This window comes from Yunchengibacter salinarum (assembly GCF_037658235.1).
Classification (GTDB): domain Bacteria; phylum Pseudomonadota; class Alphaproteobacteria; order Sphingomonadales; family Kordiimonadaceae; genus Yunchengibacter; species Yunchengibacter salinarum.
This window is the reverse complement of record NZ_JBBJLN010000008.1, coordinates 179,569-197,847: the sequence shown is the minus strand read 5'-3', so window position 1 is coordinate 197,847 and position 18,279 is coordinate 179,569. Positions and strand designations below refer to the sequence as shown.

The 18,279-nt window shown below is 64.6% G+C and carries 15 protein-coding genes; 5 read left to right on the top strand and 10 right to left on the bottom strand.

What is annotated here, in order from left to right; genetic code table 11:
* Positions 1-23 precede the first annotated feature (23 nt).
* The 3 genes from WGH93_RS10465 (at position 24) to WGH93_RS10455 (ending at position 2,776) form a co-directional block, all read left to right on the top strand.
* Complete coding sequence (locus WGH93_RS10465; RefSeq protein ID WP_374764833.1) at positions 24-1,232, top strand: ZIP family metal transporter; 1,209 nt, start codon at positions 24-26, stop codon at positions 1,230-1,232.
* The gene (locus WGH93_RS10460) at positions 1,229-2,332 is read left to right on the top strand and encodes an AI-2E family transporter (protein WP_374764832.1); all 1,104 of its coding nucleotides are present in this window, start codon (positions 1,229-1,231) and stop codon (positions 2,330-2,332) included. The genes WGH93_RS10465 and WGH93_RS10460 overlap by 4 nt, the downstream gene beginning before the upstream one ends.
* A gap of 90 nt (positions 2,333-2,422) precedes the next feature.
* Positions 2,423-2,776 carry a hypothetical protein gene (locus WGH93_RS10455; protein ID WP_374764831.1) on the top strand — a complete coding sequence of 118 codons (354 nt, stop codon included), beginning with the start codon at positions 2,423-2,425 and terminating at the stop codon, positions 2,774-2,776.
* Between the two features lie 19 nt (positions 2,777-2,795).
* On the opposite strand, the gene cysK is transcribed toward WGH93_RS10455, so the two are convergent.
* From cysK to WGH93_RS10440, 3 genes are all read right to left on the bottom strand, one after another.
* Complete coding sequence (gene cysK, locus WGH93_RS10450) at positions 2,796-3,713, bottom strand: cysteine synthase A (protein ID WP_374764830.1); 918 nt, start codon at positions 3,711-3,713, stop codon at positions 2,796-2,798.
* A gap of 66 nt (positions 3,714-3,779) precedes the next feature.
* Positions 3,780-4,670 carry a serine O-acetyltransferase EpsC gene (gene epsC / locus WGH93_RS10445; protein WP_374764829.1) on the bottom strand — a complete coding sequence of 297 codons (891 nt, stop codon included), beginning with the start codon at positions 4,668-4,670 and terminating at the stop codon, positions 3,780-3,782.
* A gap of 120 nt (positions 4,671-4,790) precedes the next feature.
* Positions 4,791-5,606: a lysophospholipid acyltransferase family protein gene (locus WGH93_RS10440; RefSeq protein WP_374764828.1), complete on the bottom strand. Its 816-nt coding sequence runs from the start codon at positions 5,604-5,606 to the stop codon at positions 4,791-4,793.
* 148 nt (positions 5,607-5,754) lie between these two features.
* Between WGH93_RS10440 and WGH93_RS10435 the strand changes: the two genes are divergently transcribed.
* Positions 5,755-6,099, top strand: coding sequence for a PilZ domain-containing protein (locus tag WGH93_RS10435; RefSeq protein ID WP_374764827.1), 345 nt, complete (start codon positions 5,755-5,757; stop codon positions 6,097-6,099).
* Positions 6,100-6,373: 274 nt separating this feature from the next.
* Entirely contained in the window at positions 6,374-8,581 is a 2,208-nt protein-coding gene (locus tag WGH93_RS10430) for a methyl-accepting chemotaxis protein (RefSeq protein ID WP_374764826.1), read from the top strand.
* Positions 8,582-8,705: 124 nt separating this feature from the next.
* On the opposite strand, the gene gyrB is transcribed toward WGH93_RS10430, so the two are convergent.
* The 7 genes from gyrB to WGH93_RS10395 all read right to left on the bottom strand — a co-directional run bounded on the left by gyrB (position 8,706) and on the right by WGH93_RS10395 (position 18,245).
* Positions 8,706-11,135, bottom strand: a complete 2,430-nt coding sequence (gene gyrB / locus WGH93_RS10425; protein WP_374764825.1) for a DNA topoisomerase (ATP-hydrolyzing) subunit B — start codon at positions 11,133-11,135, stop codon at positions 8,706-8,708.
* 140 nt (positions 11,136-11,275) lie between these two features.
* Positions 11,276-12,469 carry a DNA replication/repair protein RecF gene (gene recF / locus WGH93_RS10420; protein ID WP_374764824.1) on the bottom strand — a complete coding sequence of 398 codons (1,194 nt, stop codon included), beginning with the start codon at positions 12,467-12,469 and terminating at the stop codon, positions 11,276-11,278.
* Positions 12,470-12,515: 46 nt separating this feature from the next.
* Positions 12,516-13,631: a DNA polymerase III subunit beta gene (gene dnaN / locus WGH93_RS10415; RefSeq protein ID WP_374764823.1), complete on the bottom strand. Its 1,116-nt coding sequence runs from the start codon at positions 13,629-13,631 to the stop codon at positions 12,516-12,518.
* A 200-nt stretch (positions 13,632-13,831) separates the two neighbouring features.
* Positions 13,832-15,298, bottom strand: a complete 1,467-nt coding sequence (gene dnaA, locus WGH93_RS10410; protein ID WP_374764822.1) for a chromosomal replication initiator protein DnaA — start codon at positions 15,296-15,298, stop codon at positions 13,832-13,834.
* Between the two features lie 999 nt (positions 15,299-16,297).
* Positions 16,298-16,561, bottom strand: coding sequence for a 30S ribosomal protein S20 (rpsT, locus tag WGH93_RS10405; RefSeq protein ID WP_374764821.1), 264 nt, complete (start codon positions 16,559-16,561; stop codon positions 16,298-16,300).
* A gap of 281 nt (positions 16,562-16,842) precedes the next feature.
* Positions 16,843-17,619: an enoyl-CoA hydratase gene (locus WGH93_RS10400; RefSeq protein ID WP_374764820.1), complete on the bottom strand. Its 777-nt coding sequence runs from the start codon at positions 17,617-17,619 to the stop codon at positions 16,843-16,845.
* A 227-nt stretch (positions 17,620-17,846) separates the two neighbouring features.
* On the bottom strand, positions 17,847-18,245 hold the full coding sequence (locus tag WGH93_RS10395) for a hypothetical protein (protein ID WP_374764819.1): 399 nt from the start codon (positions 18,243-18,245) through the stop codon (positions 17,847-17,849).
* Positions 18,246-18,279: the final 34 nt, after the last annotated feature.

Genomic DNA, 18,279 nt, shown 5'->3' with positions numbered 1-18,279 from the left:
GGCAAGCGGAAAGGACCCCTTTGGTGATACTGGCCCTCGTGCTGTCCGTGCTGATCCTTCTGACGGCCCCGGCGCTGACGCGGGCGCTGGCCCGCACGCCTGTGATGCGGGCGGCGCTGGATGGCTTCGTGCTGATGGTGGTGGTGGCGCTGGTGGGGCTGACCCTGTTGCCCGAAGCCGTGCACCGCACCGGCAGCCTGGGGCTGGCGGTGGCGCTTATGGGCTTCATCCTGCCGGGTTTCGCCGAACGGGTGCTGGGCCGATCCGCCCGCCTGACCCACGCCGCCCTGCTGGCGGTGGCGGCGCTGGCGCTGGTGCTGCACGCCGCCAGTGACGGCGCGGTGCTGGCCCTGGCCGAAGGCGGGGGCGACGGGGCGACCGGGCCGGGCAGCCATGTGATGCTGGCCGTGGCGGTGGTGCTGCACCGGCTGGGCGTGGCCACCGCCGTGTGGTGGTTGCTGAAACCGCATCTGGGCCGGGGCGGGGCCTATGCCGCGCTGATCGGCATGGCGGCCATGACCGTGGCCGGCTTCTTTCTGACCCGTGTGGCGCTTCAGGTGCATGAAGTGGCGCTGATCGGCACCCTTCAGGCGTTCGCCGCCGGATCGCTGCTGCATGTGATCCTGCACCCGCTGGCCGTGGACCGGCACCCCGGCACCGATACAGACCCCACGGGCCGCAACGCCCGCCGCGGTGCGCGCCTGGGCACCGGGGCGGGGCTTGCCATTATCGCGCTGGTGCTGCTGGCGGATGGCCGCCACGGCCATGGCGGCGGGGAGCAACTGGCCCCGCTGCTGGCGGTGGGGCGCCTGCTGGGGCCGGTGCTTGGTCTGATGCTGTTGTTTGGCCTGTGGCGGGGGCGGCGATCACAGGCGGAAACGGAAACCGCGACAGAGGCGGGGGGCCTGATGCGCTGGAGCGCCATCAGCCTGGCGCTGCTGCTGCTGATCGTGATGCTGAGCGTGTGGTGGCCGGGTATGCTGCCCGCCGCGCCCTGGCCGGGGGCGATCTTCGGCATCTGGGCGGTGGTGGTGCTGGCCGTGCTGGTTCATCAGGGGGCGCGGCGCTTCTTTCAGGTCTTGACGCCGCTGGCCCACGCCCACGACCATACCAGCGCCGGACCCGATCAATATGGCCCGGATCACGGCCATGCCCATGACGACCATGGGGTGGATGCGGTGGCCGAACCCGGCGACCGGGGCGCCGTCGCCGATCAAGGAAAACAGCGATGAATCTGATCCGGCAATGGTTTCACCGCACCTTTTCGGACCCGCAGGTGGTGATCCTGCTGCTGGCCCTGCTGGGGTCGGTTCTGGCGGTGATCCTGTTCGCGGACATGCTCACCCCCGCCATTGCGGCGGTGGTGGTGGCCTTTCTGCTGGATGCCCCCGTCACATGGCTGTGCCGACAGGGTATGCCGCGCATGTTGGCGGTCAGCCTGGTGGTGCTGCTGTTCGTGCTGTTGGTGGGATTGCTTATGGTCACCGTGGCGCCGCCGCTGGTGCGCCAGATCGGCCAGTTCGTCAATGATGCGCCCAGCATGATCGGCGGCCTCAGGGACGCCCTGATGCAGCTTCAGCAGAAGGTGCCCGATCTGATCAGCCAGGAACAGGTGCGCGGCTGGCTTTCCGGTCTTGGCAATGATGTGGCCAATCTGGGGCCGCAATTGCTGCAATACAGCCTGTCCGGCATTCGCGGCGCGGTAACGCTGGTGGTCTATCTGGTGCTGGTCCCCGTGATGGTGTTCTTTTTCCTGAAGGACAAGAAACTGCTGCTCGGCTGGTTTGGCGGTATGTTGCCGCGGGAAAAGCCCATGCTGGAAACGGTCTGGGTGGAAAGCGTGCAGCGTGCCGGGGATTATGCGCGCGGTAAGGTCTATGAAATCATTATTGTGGGGGTGGCCGCTTTCGTCACCTTTGAAATCCTTGGCCTGCGCTATGCCACATTGCTGGCGGTGGCCACGGGGCTGTCGGTGATCATTCCCTATATCGGTGCCGCCACGGTGACCCTGCCGGTGGCATTGGTGGCCTATTTCCAGTGGGGCTTTTCCAGCGACATGATCGTGGTGGTGGTCGCCTATCTGATTCTTCAGGCGCTGGACGGCAATCTGCTGGCCCCGCTGCTGTTTTCCGAAGTGGTGCAGCTTCACCCCAATGCCATCATCATTGCCGTTCTGGTGTTTGGCGGCATCTGGGGTTTCTGGGGCGTGTTTTTCGCCATTCCGCTGGCCACCGTGGCCAATGCGGTGATCCGCGCCTGGCAGGCCCGCGAAACAGCCATGCCGCCGCCGTCTCAGGGTCGGGCGGAAACCGGCCAGGGCGATACGGCGTAATGAAGCATCGGGAACCCCGGCATCCTGTTTGCATTTTAGATAAATTATGTCTAACTGACCGGCACAAGACCGTTTGAAAAGGCCTCTCGCATGATTCTCGAAACCCGCAGCATCCTGTTTTCCGACGATGAACTGATCGTGGCCCTGAAGCCGATCCTTGAGGCCAAGGGGATGGATGCCGCCACAATCCCCCATGACGTGCGCGCCCATCTGAATGACGAAGGGGAAGTGGCGATCCGATATGACATGCCGAACGGCCAGAACCCGGTGGTGTTCAACAGCCGGGAAGTGGGGGCCGCCATTCTCAATCACTGTATCGAACAGGGCGTGCCCCTGCCACGGGGCAGCAAGAAGGAGCTGGACATTCGCGGCGAGCATCTGGCCCTGATCGTGCGGCTGGAAAGCGGCCTGCAAGGGTCCGACATCGACCCCGGCGAGGAATGATCCCCGCCGGGCGCGGTGCTCAGCTTTCCGGCAGATAGTCCGGCACGGAAAGATAGCGTTCACCGGTATCGTAATTGAAGCCCAGCACGGTGGCGCCTTTCGGCAGGCTGGCCACCTGATGGCGGATGGCCGCCAGCGTGGCGCCAGAAGACAGCCCCACCAGCATACCTTCCGAAAGCGCCGCCGCGCGGCCCATCTGGCGGGCCTCGTCGGCATCCACCGGAATCACGCCGTCCAGCAGGTCCATATTCAGCACATCCGGTTTGAACCCCGCACCAATGCCTTGAAGCGGATGGGGACCGGCGGTGCCTTCTGTCAGAAAGGGCGCGGCGGCGGGCTCCACGCCATATACCTTCAGGCCCGGCCAGCGGGGCTTGAGCACTTCGGCGCAGCCCTGAATATGGCCGCCCGTGCCGATGCCGGTGATGATCGCGTCCACCCCGTCCGGGAAGTCACGAAAGATTTCCTCAGCCGTATGGCGGCGGTGCACATCCGGGTTGGCGGGGTTGGAAAACTGTTGCGGCATCCAGGCGCCGGGGGTTTCGGCAACCAGTTCCTCGGCGCGGGCAATGGCGCCCTTCATGCCCTTTTTCTTCGGCGTCAGGTCGAAGCGGGCACCATAAGCCAGCATCAGGCGCCGCCGCTCCACGGACATGGATTCCGGCATCACCAGAACCAGTTCATAGCCCTTTACCGCGGCCACCATGGCCAGACCCACGCCGGTATTGCCGGACGTGGGTTCGATGATGGTGCCGCCCGGCTTCAACCGTCCGTCGGCTTCCGCCGCTTCCACCATGGACAGCGCGATGCGGTCCTTGATGGAGCCGCCAGGGTTGGCCCGCTCCTGCTTGATCCACACCTCATGGTCGGGAAACAGGCGGCTCAGGCGCACATGGGGCGTGTCGCCGATGGTCTCAAGAATGCTCTCGGCTTTCATATGGGTCTCCCTCGATACGGAAAAGCGATAAAACAGCAGCTTTGCCGGTGTGGCGCCGCGGCCTGGTCAGGCTTTTTTCTTGCGGGCGTGCAGCGGCACGATTTCTTCGGTGTCGCAGGCGCGGAACATCACCCGTGACCAGGGGGGCACCGAGCGGGTCAGCCACACATTGCCGCCAATGATGGAATTGGCGCCCACCGTGGTCTCGCCGCCCAGAATGCAGGCGCTGGCATAAATGACCACATTGTCTTCCACCGTGGGGTGGCGCTTTTCGTGCCGCTTGTCCTTGTCCACGCTGAGCGCGCCCAGTGTCACACCCTGATAGAGCTTCACATCGTCACCGATCACCGCCGTGCCGCCGATCACCACGCCCGTGCCGTGATCGATGAAGAAGCGGGCGCCGATACGGGCCTTGGGGTGAATGTCGATGCCGGTGGCCTGCTTGGCGCACTCGGTGATCAGCCGTGGCAGCAAGGGCACGTCCAGCAGCAGCAGCGCGTGGGCCAGCCGGTAGCTGGCCACGGCGAAAAAGCCCGGATAGGCCAGGATCACTTCTTCGATGCTTTCCGCCGCCGGATCGCCCGCCAGCAGGGCTTCGGCGTCCGCATGACACTGCTCGGCAATGTGGGGAAGCTGCGCCACCAAAGCGGCGACAATTTCGCGCGCGGGGCCGTGGTCCGATTCGTGGCGCACGCAGGCGACCATGGCGGTGAGGTCATCCTCCACCGCCGCCAGTTGCCTGCCCAGCGTTTCCCGGCAGCGCGGGCCGGGGTCGAAATGGGGAAACAGCAGGGACAGAAGGCCATGAAGCAGCCCGTCCACCCGGCGCATGGTCAGGCCGCACAGGCTGTTATACTGTGCGCGCCGATCCAGCAGCGCGCGCACGGTCTCGTCCCGTTTGGGTCCGGTTTCGTCATTGCTGCCGCGCCAATGGCCGGATTGCGCTGTGCTGGTCATGTTCGCCTCATTCCATGCTGTGAATCGCGCCGGACGGAACAGATGCCGCGCCGGGCCGAACCAATAGTCTAGCGGGCTGAACCGCCTTGTGCAAAAAAGACCGCCTCAGGGAGAGATTTGTCATGTACGCTGTTTTTCAAGCTCCCGCGTGAAACCGGCGGCCTCGGCCAGCGCTTCGCTGTCATGCACCACCGTATCCGTCAGCCGTTCCATGAAAGCCGCCTTGGACAGATTGTGGGGCAGCTTCTCCCCCACCCGGAAAACCGCGACGCCCGAACGGTGGAAAAATCCCTTGCGCCAGAACAGGCCGGTATTGGTGGCCACCGGATAGACCGGCAGCCCGGTATCCTGTTGCAGGTGATAGGCACCGGATTTCAGCTTGCGCCGGTCCCCCGGCTTTACGCGGGTGGCCTGGGGATAGACGATCAGCGCCTTGCCCTCGGCGCGCACGGCCTCCCCCACCTGGTCCATGCCCCGATGGGCACGGCCACTCTGCCGGTCCACCTTGACGATGCCGATCCTGGACAGAACGCGGCCAATCACCGGTACCCGGAACAACTCTTTCTTGGCCAGCGCCGTCACATCCGACCGCAGCAGATAGGTGATGATCGGGTCCATATTGCTCTGGTGGGCGGCGGCAATGATGATCGGCCCGGTGCGCGGCAGGGCTTCTTCCCCGTCATAGACCAGCCTGATCCCCATGACCCAGCGGGCCAGAAACACGGAAGACCGGCAATAGACCCAGATCAGGCGGCGGATCGCCCCTTCCCCCGCCACCAGCGTGGCCGGCAGCACCACCAGCGGCAGATAGATCAGATTGAAGCCGTAAAAAGCCAGATTGAACAGCACCGACCGGATCGCGTCCACCCCCTTGCGAACCGGCCCGCGACGCGGGACAATGGCGGCCTCTGCGGCACTGGCGGCGGATTTGGACATGGGCGTGGTCTCCCTGATGCGGTGGCGCGCGGCGCGGGGCGGCTCTCGAAACTTTGACCAAACTTGGCTTTGACGCGGCGATGCAACCTTTTAAGATGTCTGGGCAATAAAAAACAAGGCCTTGCGGGCCGAGGGGCGGGACAACACCATGACAGACACATCAGGCGAAGACAGCGAGCGCAGGCAGGACACGCGCCAGGAAGTGGATTGGATCGGCACGCTGGAAGACGAAGACGGGCGCCTCTATGATTGCCATGTGCGGGATGTGTCTCTGGCGGGTGTTCTGGTGGCGGCGGACCATGCCTTCGAGCCGGGCGCGGAATTGCTGCTGAGCATCGAGTCGCTGGGCCACTTCGCCGGGCGCGTGCGCTGGCAGAGCGCCACGGAAATGGGGTTGATGCTGCTGGCGGGGCCGGACCTGATGCTGAAGAAATTCACGGAGCGCGCGGGCGCCGCGCTGTCCCATGCGCCTGATCCCAACCCCGATATTTGAGCCCCGCCTGTCCCGATAGGGGCGGGCAGGACCGGGAAACCGGTTTCCGGTCGGGTTTTGGTAACCGCCCGGATTGAAAAGGGGGAAGGCGTGGTCAATTCACCCCTGATTGTATGGTGATGGCCCTCCGACCTTGAAATGTGGCGGGCTTAATGCTTCTATTCCGGCTGGAAGAGATACGGTTAAAAGGGGTAACCGTCTCTTCAAGCTCAGTTTCAAATCGGCATGGCCGGGCAGACGTATCAGTCCGGTGAGCGTGGAGGATCACAGTTTTATGTCCGTACTTGATGGTCTGCTTAACAAGCGCGTCCTTTCCGTTCGCAATTTGCTGATCACCGTTACCGGCCTTTTGTTGCTTGCCGTGATCGTACTGTCCGTGGTGCGCGTGTTCACGGCGCTGGACACCCAGTCCGTGGCCGACCGCTCCCAGACGGTGAACAAGGTGTCGGATGATCTGGCGCAACTGAAATTTGCCGCCGGGGGGGAACGGATCATTGTCAACACGGCCTACGGCCTGGAAGGCTCGGCGTCTTCCGACATCCGCAACGAGGCCGAAGCCCAGCGCCAGGCCGCCATGCGCGCCTTCAACACGCTGAAAGCCGATATGGAGGAACTGCCCGATTTCCCGGATCGGCAGGATAAGGTGAAAGCCCTGGATGATGCCTGGGCGGAATACAAGGGCATGGGTGACCAGATCGCCGATGATCTGGCCGCGGGGGCGGATCAGCGGGTACTGCGCTCCCGCTCGATCATGCGGACCATTGCCGACCTGGTGGAAGCCGCGGCGGACCTGCGCAGCACCATCGAGATCAATTTCACCGCCGGCAATGCCCGGCTGGCCGCCGTGCGGCAACTGAAATATCAGCTCTGGGTGATGATCGAATATGCGGGGCGCGACTCGGCCTCCATCGGCAACAATATCGCTTCCGGGGAAAAGCTGAACAGTTTCAAACTTCAGATCGTCAGCCAGTATAGCGGCCATGTGCGCAATGCCTGGAGCCAGGTACAGAACGTGGCGCAGAGCGATCTGGTGAATGACGAGATCCGGTCGCTGATCGAGCCCATCAAGACCAAGTTCTTCCAGGATTTCAGCCTGCTTCGGGACGATGTGTACATGGCCGCCGACCTGGGGGACGACTATCCCGTGGATGCCCAGACCTGGATGGACCGGTCTCGGGAAGCCACCGCCCCCATATCCAGCATGGCGGGGGAAGCCGACGCACTGGCCACGGAACTGAACGAGCAGTTGATGGGCGATGCCACCGGTGACCTGATCACCAGTGTGCTGCTGCTGGTGGTGGCCATTCTGATCGGCGCCGCGGCAGCATGGATCGTGTTGGGTCGCGTGGTCGCTCCGGTCAATGCGCTGACCCGCACCATGACCGTGCTGGCCGACGGCAATCTGGATGCCGAAGTGCCCCATTCCGACCGGGTGGACGAGATCGGCGAAATGGCCCGCGCGGTGCAGGTCTTCAAGGAAAACGCCGTGGAGCGCCAGCGCCTGGAGAAGGAGCAGCGCGAACAGGAAGAGCTGGAGCGCCAGCGCCGCGAGGAAGAGGAAAAAGCCAAGCGCGAGGACGAAGAGCGTCAGCGCAAGGAAAAGGAAGAGGCCGACCGTCAGGCCAGGGAAGAACGCCGCCGGGCCATGCTGGAAATGGCGGATCAGTTCGAGAAGTCGGTCATGGCCGTGGTGGAAAAGGTATCCCGCTCCGCCAGCGACATGGAAAGTTCCGCCCGCGAAATGTCCGAAACGGCGGAAGATACTTCGCAGCGTTCCGCCGTGGTGACCAAGGCGGCCGAGCAGGCATCCAGCAACGCCCAGATGGTGGCCAGCGCCGCGGAAGAGCTGTCCAGCTCCGTGCGGGAAATCACCGGCCAGACCACCCAGTCCTCCGAAGCGGCCCGCGATGCGGTGAAACGCACCGAAGAAGCCAGCAAGGACATTGCCGAACTGGTGAGCGCGGCGGACAAGATCGGCGAAGTGGTTCAGCTTATCAACGACATTGCCGAGCAGACCAACCTGCTGGCGCTCAACGCCACGATCGAGGCCGCCCGTGCCGGCGATGCGGGCAAGGGCTTTGCCGTGGTGGCCAGCGAGGTGAAGAATCTGGCCAGCCAGACCGGCAAGGCCACGGAAGAGATTTCCGGCCAGGTGAGCGGGATGCAGAACGCCACCAATACGGCGGTGAAGGCGATGGAAAAGATCAAGGAAATCATTTCCGACATCGATTCCACCGCTGTGTCCATCGCCTCCGCGGTGGAAGAGCAGGATGCCTCCACACAGGAAATCGCACGCAATGTTTCGGAAGTGTCCACCGGCACCAACGAGGTGACCAGCAACATGACCGATGTGAACGAGGGGGCCGCCTCCACCGGCAAGGCTTCCAATTCGGTGCTGTCCTCGGCGCAGGATCTGACCCGGCAATCGGACGATCTGCGCACCGAGGTGGAGAAATTCCTTACGGAAATCCGCCAGGGCTAAGGGCCCGGCGCGGGATCGAACGGAAAAAGGGCGGCGCCAGCATGGGCGCCGCCCTTTCCCGTTTCCACCACATCCGGGCGCGCCCGCCCTCGCCGGGTCGGCGCGAGACCGGGCAACGCCGCGATCAGATATCCAGATTCACCACATTCAGCGCATTGTCCTGAATGAAGGTACGGCGTTCTTCCACCACATCCCCCATCAGCTTGGTGAAGATTTCGTCCGCCGTGTCGGCCTGCGCCGCTTTCACCTGAAGAAGCGACCGGGCCGACGGGTCCAGCGTGGTTTCCCAAAGCTGTTCCGGGTTCATTTCGCCCAGGCCCTTGTAGCGCTGGGTGGACAGGCCCTTTTTGCCAAAGTCCAGCAACAGTGACAGCATGGCCATGGGCGTGGGTACCTTGGTTTCCTGCTCCTTGCGCTCCACGACCAGCGGCTTTTCGAACAGGTCGGCCAGCCCGTCCATGCGGGCGTGCAGGCTCTGGGCTTCCTGGCTGTCGATGAAGCGCCGGTCCAGGCGATAGATGTCGGTCACGCCGCGCACCTCATGCTGGAACAGATAGCCGCCGTCATCGTCCGCTTCGCCGCTCCAGCCTTCCTGGTCGGGCGTTTCGGCAAAGGCGTTGATCCGCGCGGCCACAGCCGCGGCCACCTTTTCGCGGGCGTTGGGTGCGTCCTCCATGGCCGGGTCCAGCCCACCCATCAGGGCCAGTGTTTCGATCAGGTGATTGGGCAGGCGGGCCGGCATGGCGGCCATCACCATGCGCACCGTGCGCGCCCGCGAGGCCAGGTCCTTGATCGCCGCCCCGGCGTGCTGGGCACCGGTGGCATCGGTGATCACCACGTCCTGAATGCCGGTGTCGATCAGATAGTCGTCCAGCGCGGCATCATCCTTCAGATAGACTTCCGATTTGCCACGGGCCACTTTGTAAAGCGGCGGTTGGGCGATATAGAGATGCCCCTTTTCCACCAGCTCCGGCATCTGCCGATAGAAAAAGGTCAGCAGCAGGGTGCGGATGTGGGCGCCGTCCACGTCGGCGTCGGTCATGATGATGATCTTGTGGTAGCGCAGCTTGTCCAGGTTGAAATCATCGCGACCAATGCCGGTGCCCAGCGCCGTGATCAGCGTGCCGATCTCGTTGGAGGACAGCATACGATCAAAGCGCGCCCGCTCCACATTCAGGATCTTGCCCCGAAGCGGCAGGATCGCCTGCGTGTTGCGTGCGCGGCCCTGCTTGGCCGAGCCGCCGGCGCTGTCCCCCTCCACGATGAAAAGCTCGCATTTGGCGGGGTCGCGCTCGCTGCAATCGGCCAGCTTGCCGGGCAGGGACGCCACGTCCAGCGCGCCCTTGCGGCGGGTCAGGTCCCGCGCCTTGCGGGCCGCATCCCGCGCGGTGGCCGCATCGATGATCTTCTGCACCACGGTACGGGCCTCGCCGGGATGCTCCCCGAACCATTCACCAAGCTGTTCGCCCACCAGCCCCTCCACCGCCGGGCGCACTTCGCTGGAGACCAGCTTGTCCTTGGTCTGGCTGGAAAATTTCGGGTCCGGAATTTTCACCGAAAGAACACAGGTAAGCCCTTCCCGCGCATCGTCCCCGCTCAGCGACACCTTGGATTTCTTGGCCAGCCCGGTTTCCTGCACATAGGCGTTCACCGATCGCGTCAGGGCCGCGCGCAGCGCCGCCAGGTGCGTGCCGCCGTCGCGCTGGGGAATATTGTTGGTGAAGCACAGCACGTTTTCATGGAAACTGTCATTCCACTGCATGGACAATTCCACCGTGATGTCGTCCCGTTCCCCGATGACGGTGATGGGCTCCCCGATAATGCTGGTTTTCGACCGGTCCAGATATTTCACGAACTCGGTGATGCCGCCCTCATAGAACAGCTCCAGCTCGTCCTTTTCCGTATGGCGATTGTCCACCAGGCGGATGCGGACCCCGCTGTTGAGAAAGGCCAGTTCCCGGAAGCGGTGCTTCAGCCGCTCGAAATCGAAATTGATGTCCTTGAAGGTTTCGGTGGACGGCTTGAAGGTCACCAGCGTGCCCTGCTGGCCCTGGGCATCGCCGATCTCTTCCAGATCGCCAATGGGCTCGCCCCGCTCGAAACGCATGAAATGCTCCCGGCCATTGCGCCATATGCGCAGTTCCAGCCAGTCGGACAGGGCGTTCACCACCGACACGCCCACGCCGTGCAGGCCGCCGGATACCTTGTAGCTGTTCTGGTCGAACTTGCCGCCCGCATGAAGCTGGGTCATGATCACCTGCGCGGCGGACACGCCCTCCCCCTCATGGATGTCGGTGGGAATGCCGCGGCCATTATCGCTGACCGAGCAACTGCCATCGGGGTTCAGCGTCATGGTCACCAGATCACAGTGGCCCGCCAGCGCCTCGTCAATGGCGTTGTCCGAGACCTCGAAGATCATGTGATGCAGGCCGGAGCCATCCTCCGTATCGCCAATATACATGCCGGGGCGTTTTCGAACCGCGTCCAGGCCCTTAAGAACCTTGATCGAACCGGCGCCATACTCATCATCGGCATTATGCGTTTCGTCACTCATGGAGGGACCTTCTTCCAGCGTTCGGATTGGTGCGGGCCACGGGCGCGGCGCCGCGGGAATGGGCATGTGTTCGTTTCCTTATAAAGGCTTGGGCCGCCCGCTTCCAGACCTGATTCGCACCTTTCCCAAACGGCGGTTTTTCAGGCGTTCCGCACGGTGGCATCCGCCACGGTCAGAAAGCGCGCCCGGCTTTCGAGCGACTCGAACAGCGCCCGATCCGTTCCGGTCAGCCAGCACTGGCTTCCCAGGGCTTCCAACTGGTCGAACAGACCGCGCCGCCGGTGGCTGTCCAGATGGGCGGCCACCTCGTCCAGCAGCAGAATCGGTGCCCGCCCGGTAAGCTGTGCCTGCATACGGCTGCCTGCCAGCACCAGCGCCACCAGCAGGGCTTTCTGCTCACCGGTGGAACAGAGCGGCGCGGGCATGGCCTTGTCGCCATGGGTGACCACCAGGTCGGTGCGGTGCACCCCCAGCCGCGCCCGCCCGGCGGCCTGATCCTCCCCCCGGCCCCGGCTCAGGCGTTCCCGGTAAGCGTCTTCCGCCTCCACCGGGGGGGTGCCGTCCTGAAGGCGCTCCTCCAGCCAGCCATCCAGCGCCAGATGGGCGCGGGGAAACGGGCCGTCGCCCGTCGTGTCCAGCACGCCCGCCAGTTGCCCCGCATAATCCAGCCGGGCATGGGCCACGGCCACCGCATGGGCGGCCATGCGGCCCTCCACCGCCCGCAACCAGGCCGGGTCGCCGCGCCCGTCGGCCAGCAGGCGGTTGCGTTCCCGCATGGCGCGCTCATAGGCGGCCACCTGGCGGCCATGATCTGGATAGAGGCCGAGCACCATACGGTCCAGAAAACGGCGCCGCCCGGCGGGGGCTTCCACGAACAGCCGGTCCATGGCGGGGGTGAGCCAGTTGACGGCCCAGCGATCGGCCAGCGCCCGGCCACCGCGGTCAGGCTCTCCGTCCAGCCGGACCACCCGGCGACCGGTGCCGTCTTCCGCCGGGCCGGTGCCCACGCGCACCTCTTCCGGCGCGCCGCCCGGATCGCGGGCGGTCACCATGGCGGCCACGGCCCAGGGGCGATCGGCCCCCAGCCGCGTCACATCGCTCATGGCGGCGCCGCGCAGGCCCCTGCCAGGGGACAGATAGCTCACAGCTTCAAGGATATTGGTCTTGCCCGCCCCGTTGGCACCCGTCAGCACCACCAGGCCCGGCCCGTCGGCCAGGTCCAGCCGGGCCTGCTCATAGCAGCGGAACCGGGTCAGGGTCAGCCGTGTCACGGCCACCCGGCCAATCATGGCCCCGCTGGCCGCCACGCCGCTATTGCGCTGCGGCATGTCCATGGGCACATGTCACTCCCGTTCCGGGCTTCATGAAACAGCGGGTGGATCAGACCCGCATGGGCATCAGTACATAAAGGGCCTGATCGTCCATCACGTCGCGCAATACGGTGGGCGCGCTCGCTTCGGCCAGGTCCACTTGCACTGTTTCCCCCTCCACCTGGGAGAGGATGTCCATCAGATAGCGGCTGTTGAAGCCGATCTCCATGGGGTCGGCATCATAGGAAGCGGCCATTTCCTCCCGCGCGGTGCCGCTGTCCGGGCTGGTGACGGAAAAGGTCACGCTGTCCCGGTCCAGCGACAGTTTCACCGACCGCGTCTTGTCCGAGGAAATGGTGGACACCCGGTCCACCGCATCGCGGCAGAGCTTGCAATCCAGTTCCATGCGCTTGTCATTGCCGTCCGGGATCACCCGGCTGTAATCGGGGAAGGTGCCGTCGATCAGCTTGGACGTGATCACCGCCCCGTCATAGGCGAAGCGGATCTTCGTGTCGCTCAGCGCCACATCCACGCCGCCCTCGAAATCGTCGATCAGCTTGCGCACTTCGCTCACGGTCTTGCGCGGTACGATCACGCCGGGCATACCGCTGGCGCCTTCGGGCACGTCCTGATCCACCTGGGCCAGCCGGTGGCCGTCCGTGGCCACGGCGCGCAGGCGGGCATCGTCCCCGTCGCCCGCCACATGCAGATAGATGCCGTTCAGGTAATAGCGCGTCTCCTCGGTGGAGATGGCAAAGCGGGCCTTGTCGATCAGGCGCTTCAATTCGGCGGATGGCAGGGTGAAGCGGTGGGGCATTTCGCCCTCGCTCATCACGGGGAAATCCTGCTTGTCCAGCGCGGCCAGGGAAAAGCGGGACCGACCCGCCATGACCACCAGCCGCTCCCCGTCTTCCAGGGACATGGTGACATCCGCGCCATCCGGCAGCTTGCGCACGATCTCGTGCAGGGTGTGCGCCGGAACTGTGGTGGCGCCCGCCTGCTCGATCATGGCGGGGGCGTGTTCCACCAGCGCGATATCCAGATCCGTGGCCGTCAGGGCCAGGCGATCGCCTTCCGCTTCCAGCATCACATTGGCGAGAATCGGGATGGTCGTTTTGCGCTCCACCACCGACTGGACGTGCGAAAGGGATTTCAGCAGGGCGCTGCGTTCAATACTGACCTTCATGGCATCCGTTTCTTTTGCATGAGCCCCCGCACAGGCGGGCCCGTGACCGTTTCCACCCGCGCGCCCGGCCAGATGCCGCCCTTTTCGGACGGGCCGGACGCCCCTTTTGTTCCCCAGACCATAGCGATTCTGCCCCAAAAGCCAACATCTTTCACATATGTGGGCATCGGGGCGCCCCGGTGTTCCGCCGTGTCGCGGCCTCAGCCTTCCAGTTGGCGGGTCAGCCGGGTGATATCCTCGTCAAGCTGGCTGTCGTCGCGTCTGAGATCATCCACCTTGCGCACGGCGTGCATCACCGTGGTGTGGTCCCGCCCGCCAAAACGCCGGCCTATATCCGGCAGGGATCGGGACGTGAGCTGCTTGGCCAGATACATGGCCACCTGACGGGGCCGGGCGATGTTGCGCGCGCGCCGGGTGGACAGCAGCTCCGACAGGCGCAGATTGTAGTATTCCGCCACGGTGCGCTGGATTTCGTCAATGGTGAGCTTGCGATCATTGGCGCGAATCAGGTCTTGCAGCACGTCGCGGGTCATGTCGATGGTGATGGGCCGACCCACCAGCGTGGCATAGGCCATCACCCGGTTCAGCGCGCCTTCCAGTTCCCGCACATTGGAGGTGATGCGCCGGGCGAGAAATTCCAGCACATCCCGTGGCACGGTCACGTCGGCGGCACGCTCCGCCTTGCTTTCCAGAATGCCGAATCGCAGCTCATAGTCGGTGGGGTGAATGTCCGCCACCAGGCCCCAGCCCAGGCGGGAAATGATCCGGTCCTCGATGCCTTCCAGATCGGTCGGGCTGCGGTCGGCGGAGATCACCACCTGTCGGCGGCTGTCCACCAGGGCATTGAAGGTGTGGAAAAACTCTTCCTGCGTGGAGCCCTTGTGCGAAATGAACTGCACGTCATCCACCATCAGCAGGTCCACATTGCGGTATTTCTGCTTGAAGGCGTGCGTATCCTTGTAGCGCAGGGCCGAGATGAACTCGTACATGAACTTTTCCGCCGAGCAGTACACCACCCGCTTGCCCGGATTGCGGCGGGTCACTTCCCAGGCCAGGGCGTGCATCAGGTGGGTTTTGCCCAGCCCCACGCCGCCATGCAGGAACAGCGGGTTGAAGGTCACCTCATCGCTTTCCGCGATTCGCTTGGCGGCGGCATAGGCCAGCTCGTTGGACTTGCCCACCACGAAACTGTCAAAGCTGTAGCGCGGGTCCAGCGCGTGGGCCCGGTCCCCCCGGTTCTGATCCGCATGATGCCGATCCGCGCTTTCGCCATCGTCCGACGGCGCCGCACCGGCCCCGCCAGGGGCCATGGCGACCATGGACGGTGCGTCCTGGCCATCGCCCTGACCGGCAGAGGCCAGACGAATGCTCAACGCCTTGACCCGCTGGTCCTCCCCCATGAAGAAATCGCGCAGGCGGCCCGCATAATGCCGGTCCACCCAGTCCCGAACGAAGCGCGATGGCGCGGTCAGTTCCGCGGTGCCACCGTCAATGCCCCGAAAGGCGAGCTGCCCCATCCAGGAACTATAGGCATCCTCACCGAATTCCCGGCGAAACCGGCTGCATACCTTTTCCCAGGCCGGATGCTGATGGTGCGCCGACCCGCCTGCCGCCGTGCCCGCCGTTTCCGGCCTGGCAGCGGCCCCGCTTTCGGCCAAACCCCGCATAGTCTCGTCCCCCTTGTTCGTCACGGCCACGCCCCCGCAACCGCTTTCCGGGCAGGTTTCATCTGGTCCTGCCTTACTCGAAACCGGGCTTTCATGCCCGCCTCACCCCTTACCGCCGTCATGCTCGTCATACAGCCTGTCTTCCACCGTCTTGCCCACCATGCCCCGTTCCGCCCCCGCAGCCATGGCCCGGACGGATGCCGCACAGACACGCTTGCCAAGGCATCGCCGTCCCGCACAGATCCCGGCGCACACATTCTGGCGCACACACTCCAACGCACTCAGGGAACCCGCGCCCTGTGACACTCGAACTCCCGGCACAGTCAGGCACATCGCGTCACGCGCCAAAACACCTCACGGCCCGGCACGGGGGCGCGGCCACACATAGCCGGCCCACCGGGCGCACTGCAAAGGCCAGATTGACGGGGCTGATGGTCCGCGCCCGTGCGACAAATCCCGCCGCGTCTGGCCGCATCCCGCCCCGTTGCATCTGGTCCTGTTGCGCTGGCCCCACCGAACCTGGCCCCCACCGACCCGGCCCTGTTGCAAGGGCCTGTCAGGAACCGGACACGATCCGTCCGGCAGGGGGAGAAAATACGGACAGGCCGGATGGCCGTCCAGCAACAAGCGGCGTCAAGTCTTTATTTTTGCCCTTTCTTGTGGCCCGCATCAGGCCAGCCCACCAGATATTGTGGCCCTTGAAAATTCGGCTGGCCCAACGTTTCAACTCTGTTCCAGTTTTGTGACGGTCGCCCCGAACCGGGGGGCCGTAGACTCGCACCTTCGGGCGGTTGTCATTCTTCTTGTGCGCGACTCGCCCGGAACCGGGGCATGTGGCAATCGGGCGCCGCGTCCCGCCCGGTCAGCTTGTGCCTCGATGTGCGGCAGGATGTGCGGCAGACGGCCCCACATACAAAAACCCCCGCGCCTTGCTGGGGGCGCGGGGGTCTTCGAGTCTCATGCCGGGCCGGTCATGGCCGGCCAGCGATCAGATCGGTCTCAGGACAGGGCCTTCACCCGCTGGGTCAGGCGGGAGACCTTGCGCGATGCGGTGCGCTTGTGCAGCACGCCCTTGGTGGCGCCGCGCATGATTTCCGGCTGGGCCTGCTTCAGGGCATCCTGTGCGGTGCCGCTGTCACCGGCCTTGATGGCATCTTCCACCTTGCGGATATAGGTGCGAATGCGGCTCATCCGGTTGCGGTTGATGGTGGCGCGCTTGCTGTTGCGCAGAATACGTTTCTTGGCCTGCTTGATATTCGCCATGGGTCTCTCAATCCTTCGCTGTAACCGTCGGCCCGGTTTCCGCTGGGCTGGAAGCCGGGACCCCGGCCGCGTGACGGCGGTACGATCTGTGAAACAAAAGGGCGCCGCACCGATACCCGGACTGAGGCGCCGCCTGATTGGCCGGGTCTATATCGCTTTCCGTCGTCCGCGTCAACACGGCAAACGCCTATTGCACCGCTGAAAAGCCGGGGCCGCCTCCGGCGGATACGCCCCCACCCCCACCAAAGGCCAGGGCCACAGCCGATCGGCACATCCGGCGATCACCGATTCTGGAAACGTGGGGAACGCTTTTCGATGAAGGCCTGCATACCTTCTTTCTGGTCATGGGTGGAAAACAGCGCGTGGAACATGCGCCGTTCCAGAAAAATACCCTCGGCCAGGGTGGTTTCCAGCGCCTTGTTGGTGGCCTCCTTGGCCAGCATGACCGACGGACGGCTGAGCCCGGCAATGGTGCCGGCGATTTCGGCCACCGCGTCGGCGAGATCCTCGGTGGGCACGATCCGGCTCACCATGCCGCTGCGCTCCGCCTCTTCCGCGTCCATCATGCGCCCGGTGAGCATCATGTCCATGGCCTTGGCCTTGCCCACCAGCCGGGTCAGGCGCTGCGTGCCGCCAATGCCGGGGATCACGCCCAGCTTGATTTCCGGTTGGCCGAACCGGGCATTTTCCGCCGCCACGATGAAATCGCAGGCCATGGCGATCTCGCAGCCACCGCCCAGCGCATAGCCGGACACCGCCGCGATCACCGGCTTTTTGAGCGTGGCGAAGGTCTGGTTGATATCCGCGAACATGTCTTCCGACAGGGCATCGGTGAACGACTTGTCAGCCATTTCCTTGATGTCCGCCCCGGCGGCAAAAGCCTTTTCGCTGCCGGTAATCACAATGCAGCCGATATCCGCGTCAGCATCCAGCGCGGTCAGCGCCTGGGCCAGTTCGCTCAACAGTTCCTGATTGAGCGCATTGAGCGCATCGGGCCGGTTCAGGGTGATCTGCCCCACACCGTCCTGTTTGTCGAGCAAGAGGGTTTCAAAATGCATGGGTTCGCTTCCCTTGCCAAGGGCCGCCAGACCGGCCCCAAAGGGGCGGCGCGGCCAATATGGACTCTGCTGCGGCAGCCGGATCGCAGGCCGCCGGGTGTCACCGGACTTCGAGTCCTAGAGCCTGTGACAGCGAATGCAAAGACTTTTCCCCGCCATGCCGATGGGGCCGCTTTCCGGTGTGCCTGTTTTGATGCCGCGATTCTTCCATGACGGGGCGGCATGGTTCAGCGGCGCGGCTCCAGCCGCAGGGCAAAGCGGTCTGCGCCCCCGGCGGCGGCGCTCAGCTTCAGCCGATTGTCCGCCCGCTGGCATATCAGGCTGCGCCCCTGCGTGCAGGACCAGCCAAGGCCGCGCAAAGTCGCCCCATAGCGCGCCAGCAGGCCATCGGGCTCGGAACTGGTGAGCTGCACTTCGGCCACCGTGCCGCCGGGCGTGTCGAAAATGACGGGCGATTCTCCGTCCGCCAGCCGCACGCTTTCCAGCAGGGGCACATCGGGAAAGCCATCGATGAAGCGCCCGTCCGCACCGCCAAAAGCGCAAAGCAGCCCAAGCGCCGGAACAAGCGCGACATGGCGCAGGCGGCGCCCAGAGGGGCGCGGCGGGCTGGCGGTGTGTGACATCACGGTTGATCTCCCCCTGAAAGACTGTATCCGGGCG

Excerpts from the sequence above, each read along its gene's own strand:
- WGH93_RS10440 (WP_374764828.1), bottom strand. The coding sequence starts at position 5,606 with ATGTCCAAATCCGCCGCCAGTGCCGCAGAGGCCGCCATTGTCCCGCGT.
- dnaA (WP_374764822.1), bottom strand. The coding sequence starts at position 15,298 with ATGCGGGGTTTGGCCGAAAGCGGGGCCGCTGCCAGGCCGGAAACGGCG.
- WGH93_RS10460 (WP_374764832.1), top strand. The coding sequence starts at position 1,229 with ATGAATCTGATCCGGCAATGGTTTCACCGCACCTTTTCGGACCCGCAG.
- cysK (WP_374764830.1), bottom strand. The coding sequence starts at position 3,713 with ATGAAAGCCGAGAGCATTCTTGAGACCATCGGCGACACGCCCCATGTG.
- WGH93_RS10430 (WP_374764826.1), top strand. The coding sequence starts at position 6,374 with ATGTCCGTACTTGATGGTCTGCTTAACAAGCGCGTCCTTTCCGTTCGC.
- epsC (WP_374764829.1), bottom strand. The coding sequence starts at position 4,670 with ATGACCAGCACAGCGCAATCCGGCCATTGGCGCGGCAGCAATGACGAA.
- dnaN (WP_374764823.1), bottom strand. The coding sequence starts at position 13,631 with ATGAAGGTCAGTATTGAACGCAGCGCCCTGCTGAAATCCCTTTCGCAC.
- WGH93_RS10455 (WP_374764831.1), top strand. The coding sequence starts at position 2,423 with ATGATTCTCGAAACCCGCAGCATCCTGTTTTCCGACGATGAACTGATC.
- recF (WP_374764824.1), bottom strand. The coding sequence starts at position 12,469 with ATGGACATGCCGCAGCGCAATAGCGGCGTGGCGGCCAGCGGGGCCATG.
- WGH93_RS10400 (WP_374764820.1), bottom strand. The coding sequence starts at position 17,619 with ATGCATTTTGAAACCCTCTTGCTCGACAAACAGGACGGTGTGGGGCAG.
- gyrB (WP_374764825.1), bottom strand. The coding sequence starts at position 11,135 with ATGAGTGACGAAACGCATAATGCCGATGATGAGTATGGCGCCGGTTCG.
- rpsT (WP_374764821.1), bottom strand. The coding sequence starts at position 16,561 with ATGGCGAATATCAAGCAGGCCAAGAAACGTATTCTGCGCAACAGCAAG.
- WGH93_RS10435 (WP_374764827.1), top strand. The coding sequence starts at position 5,755 with ATGACAGACACATCAGGCGAAGACAGCGAGCGCAGGCAGGACACGCGC.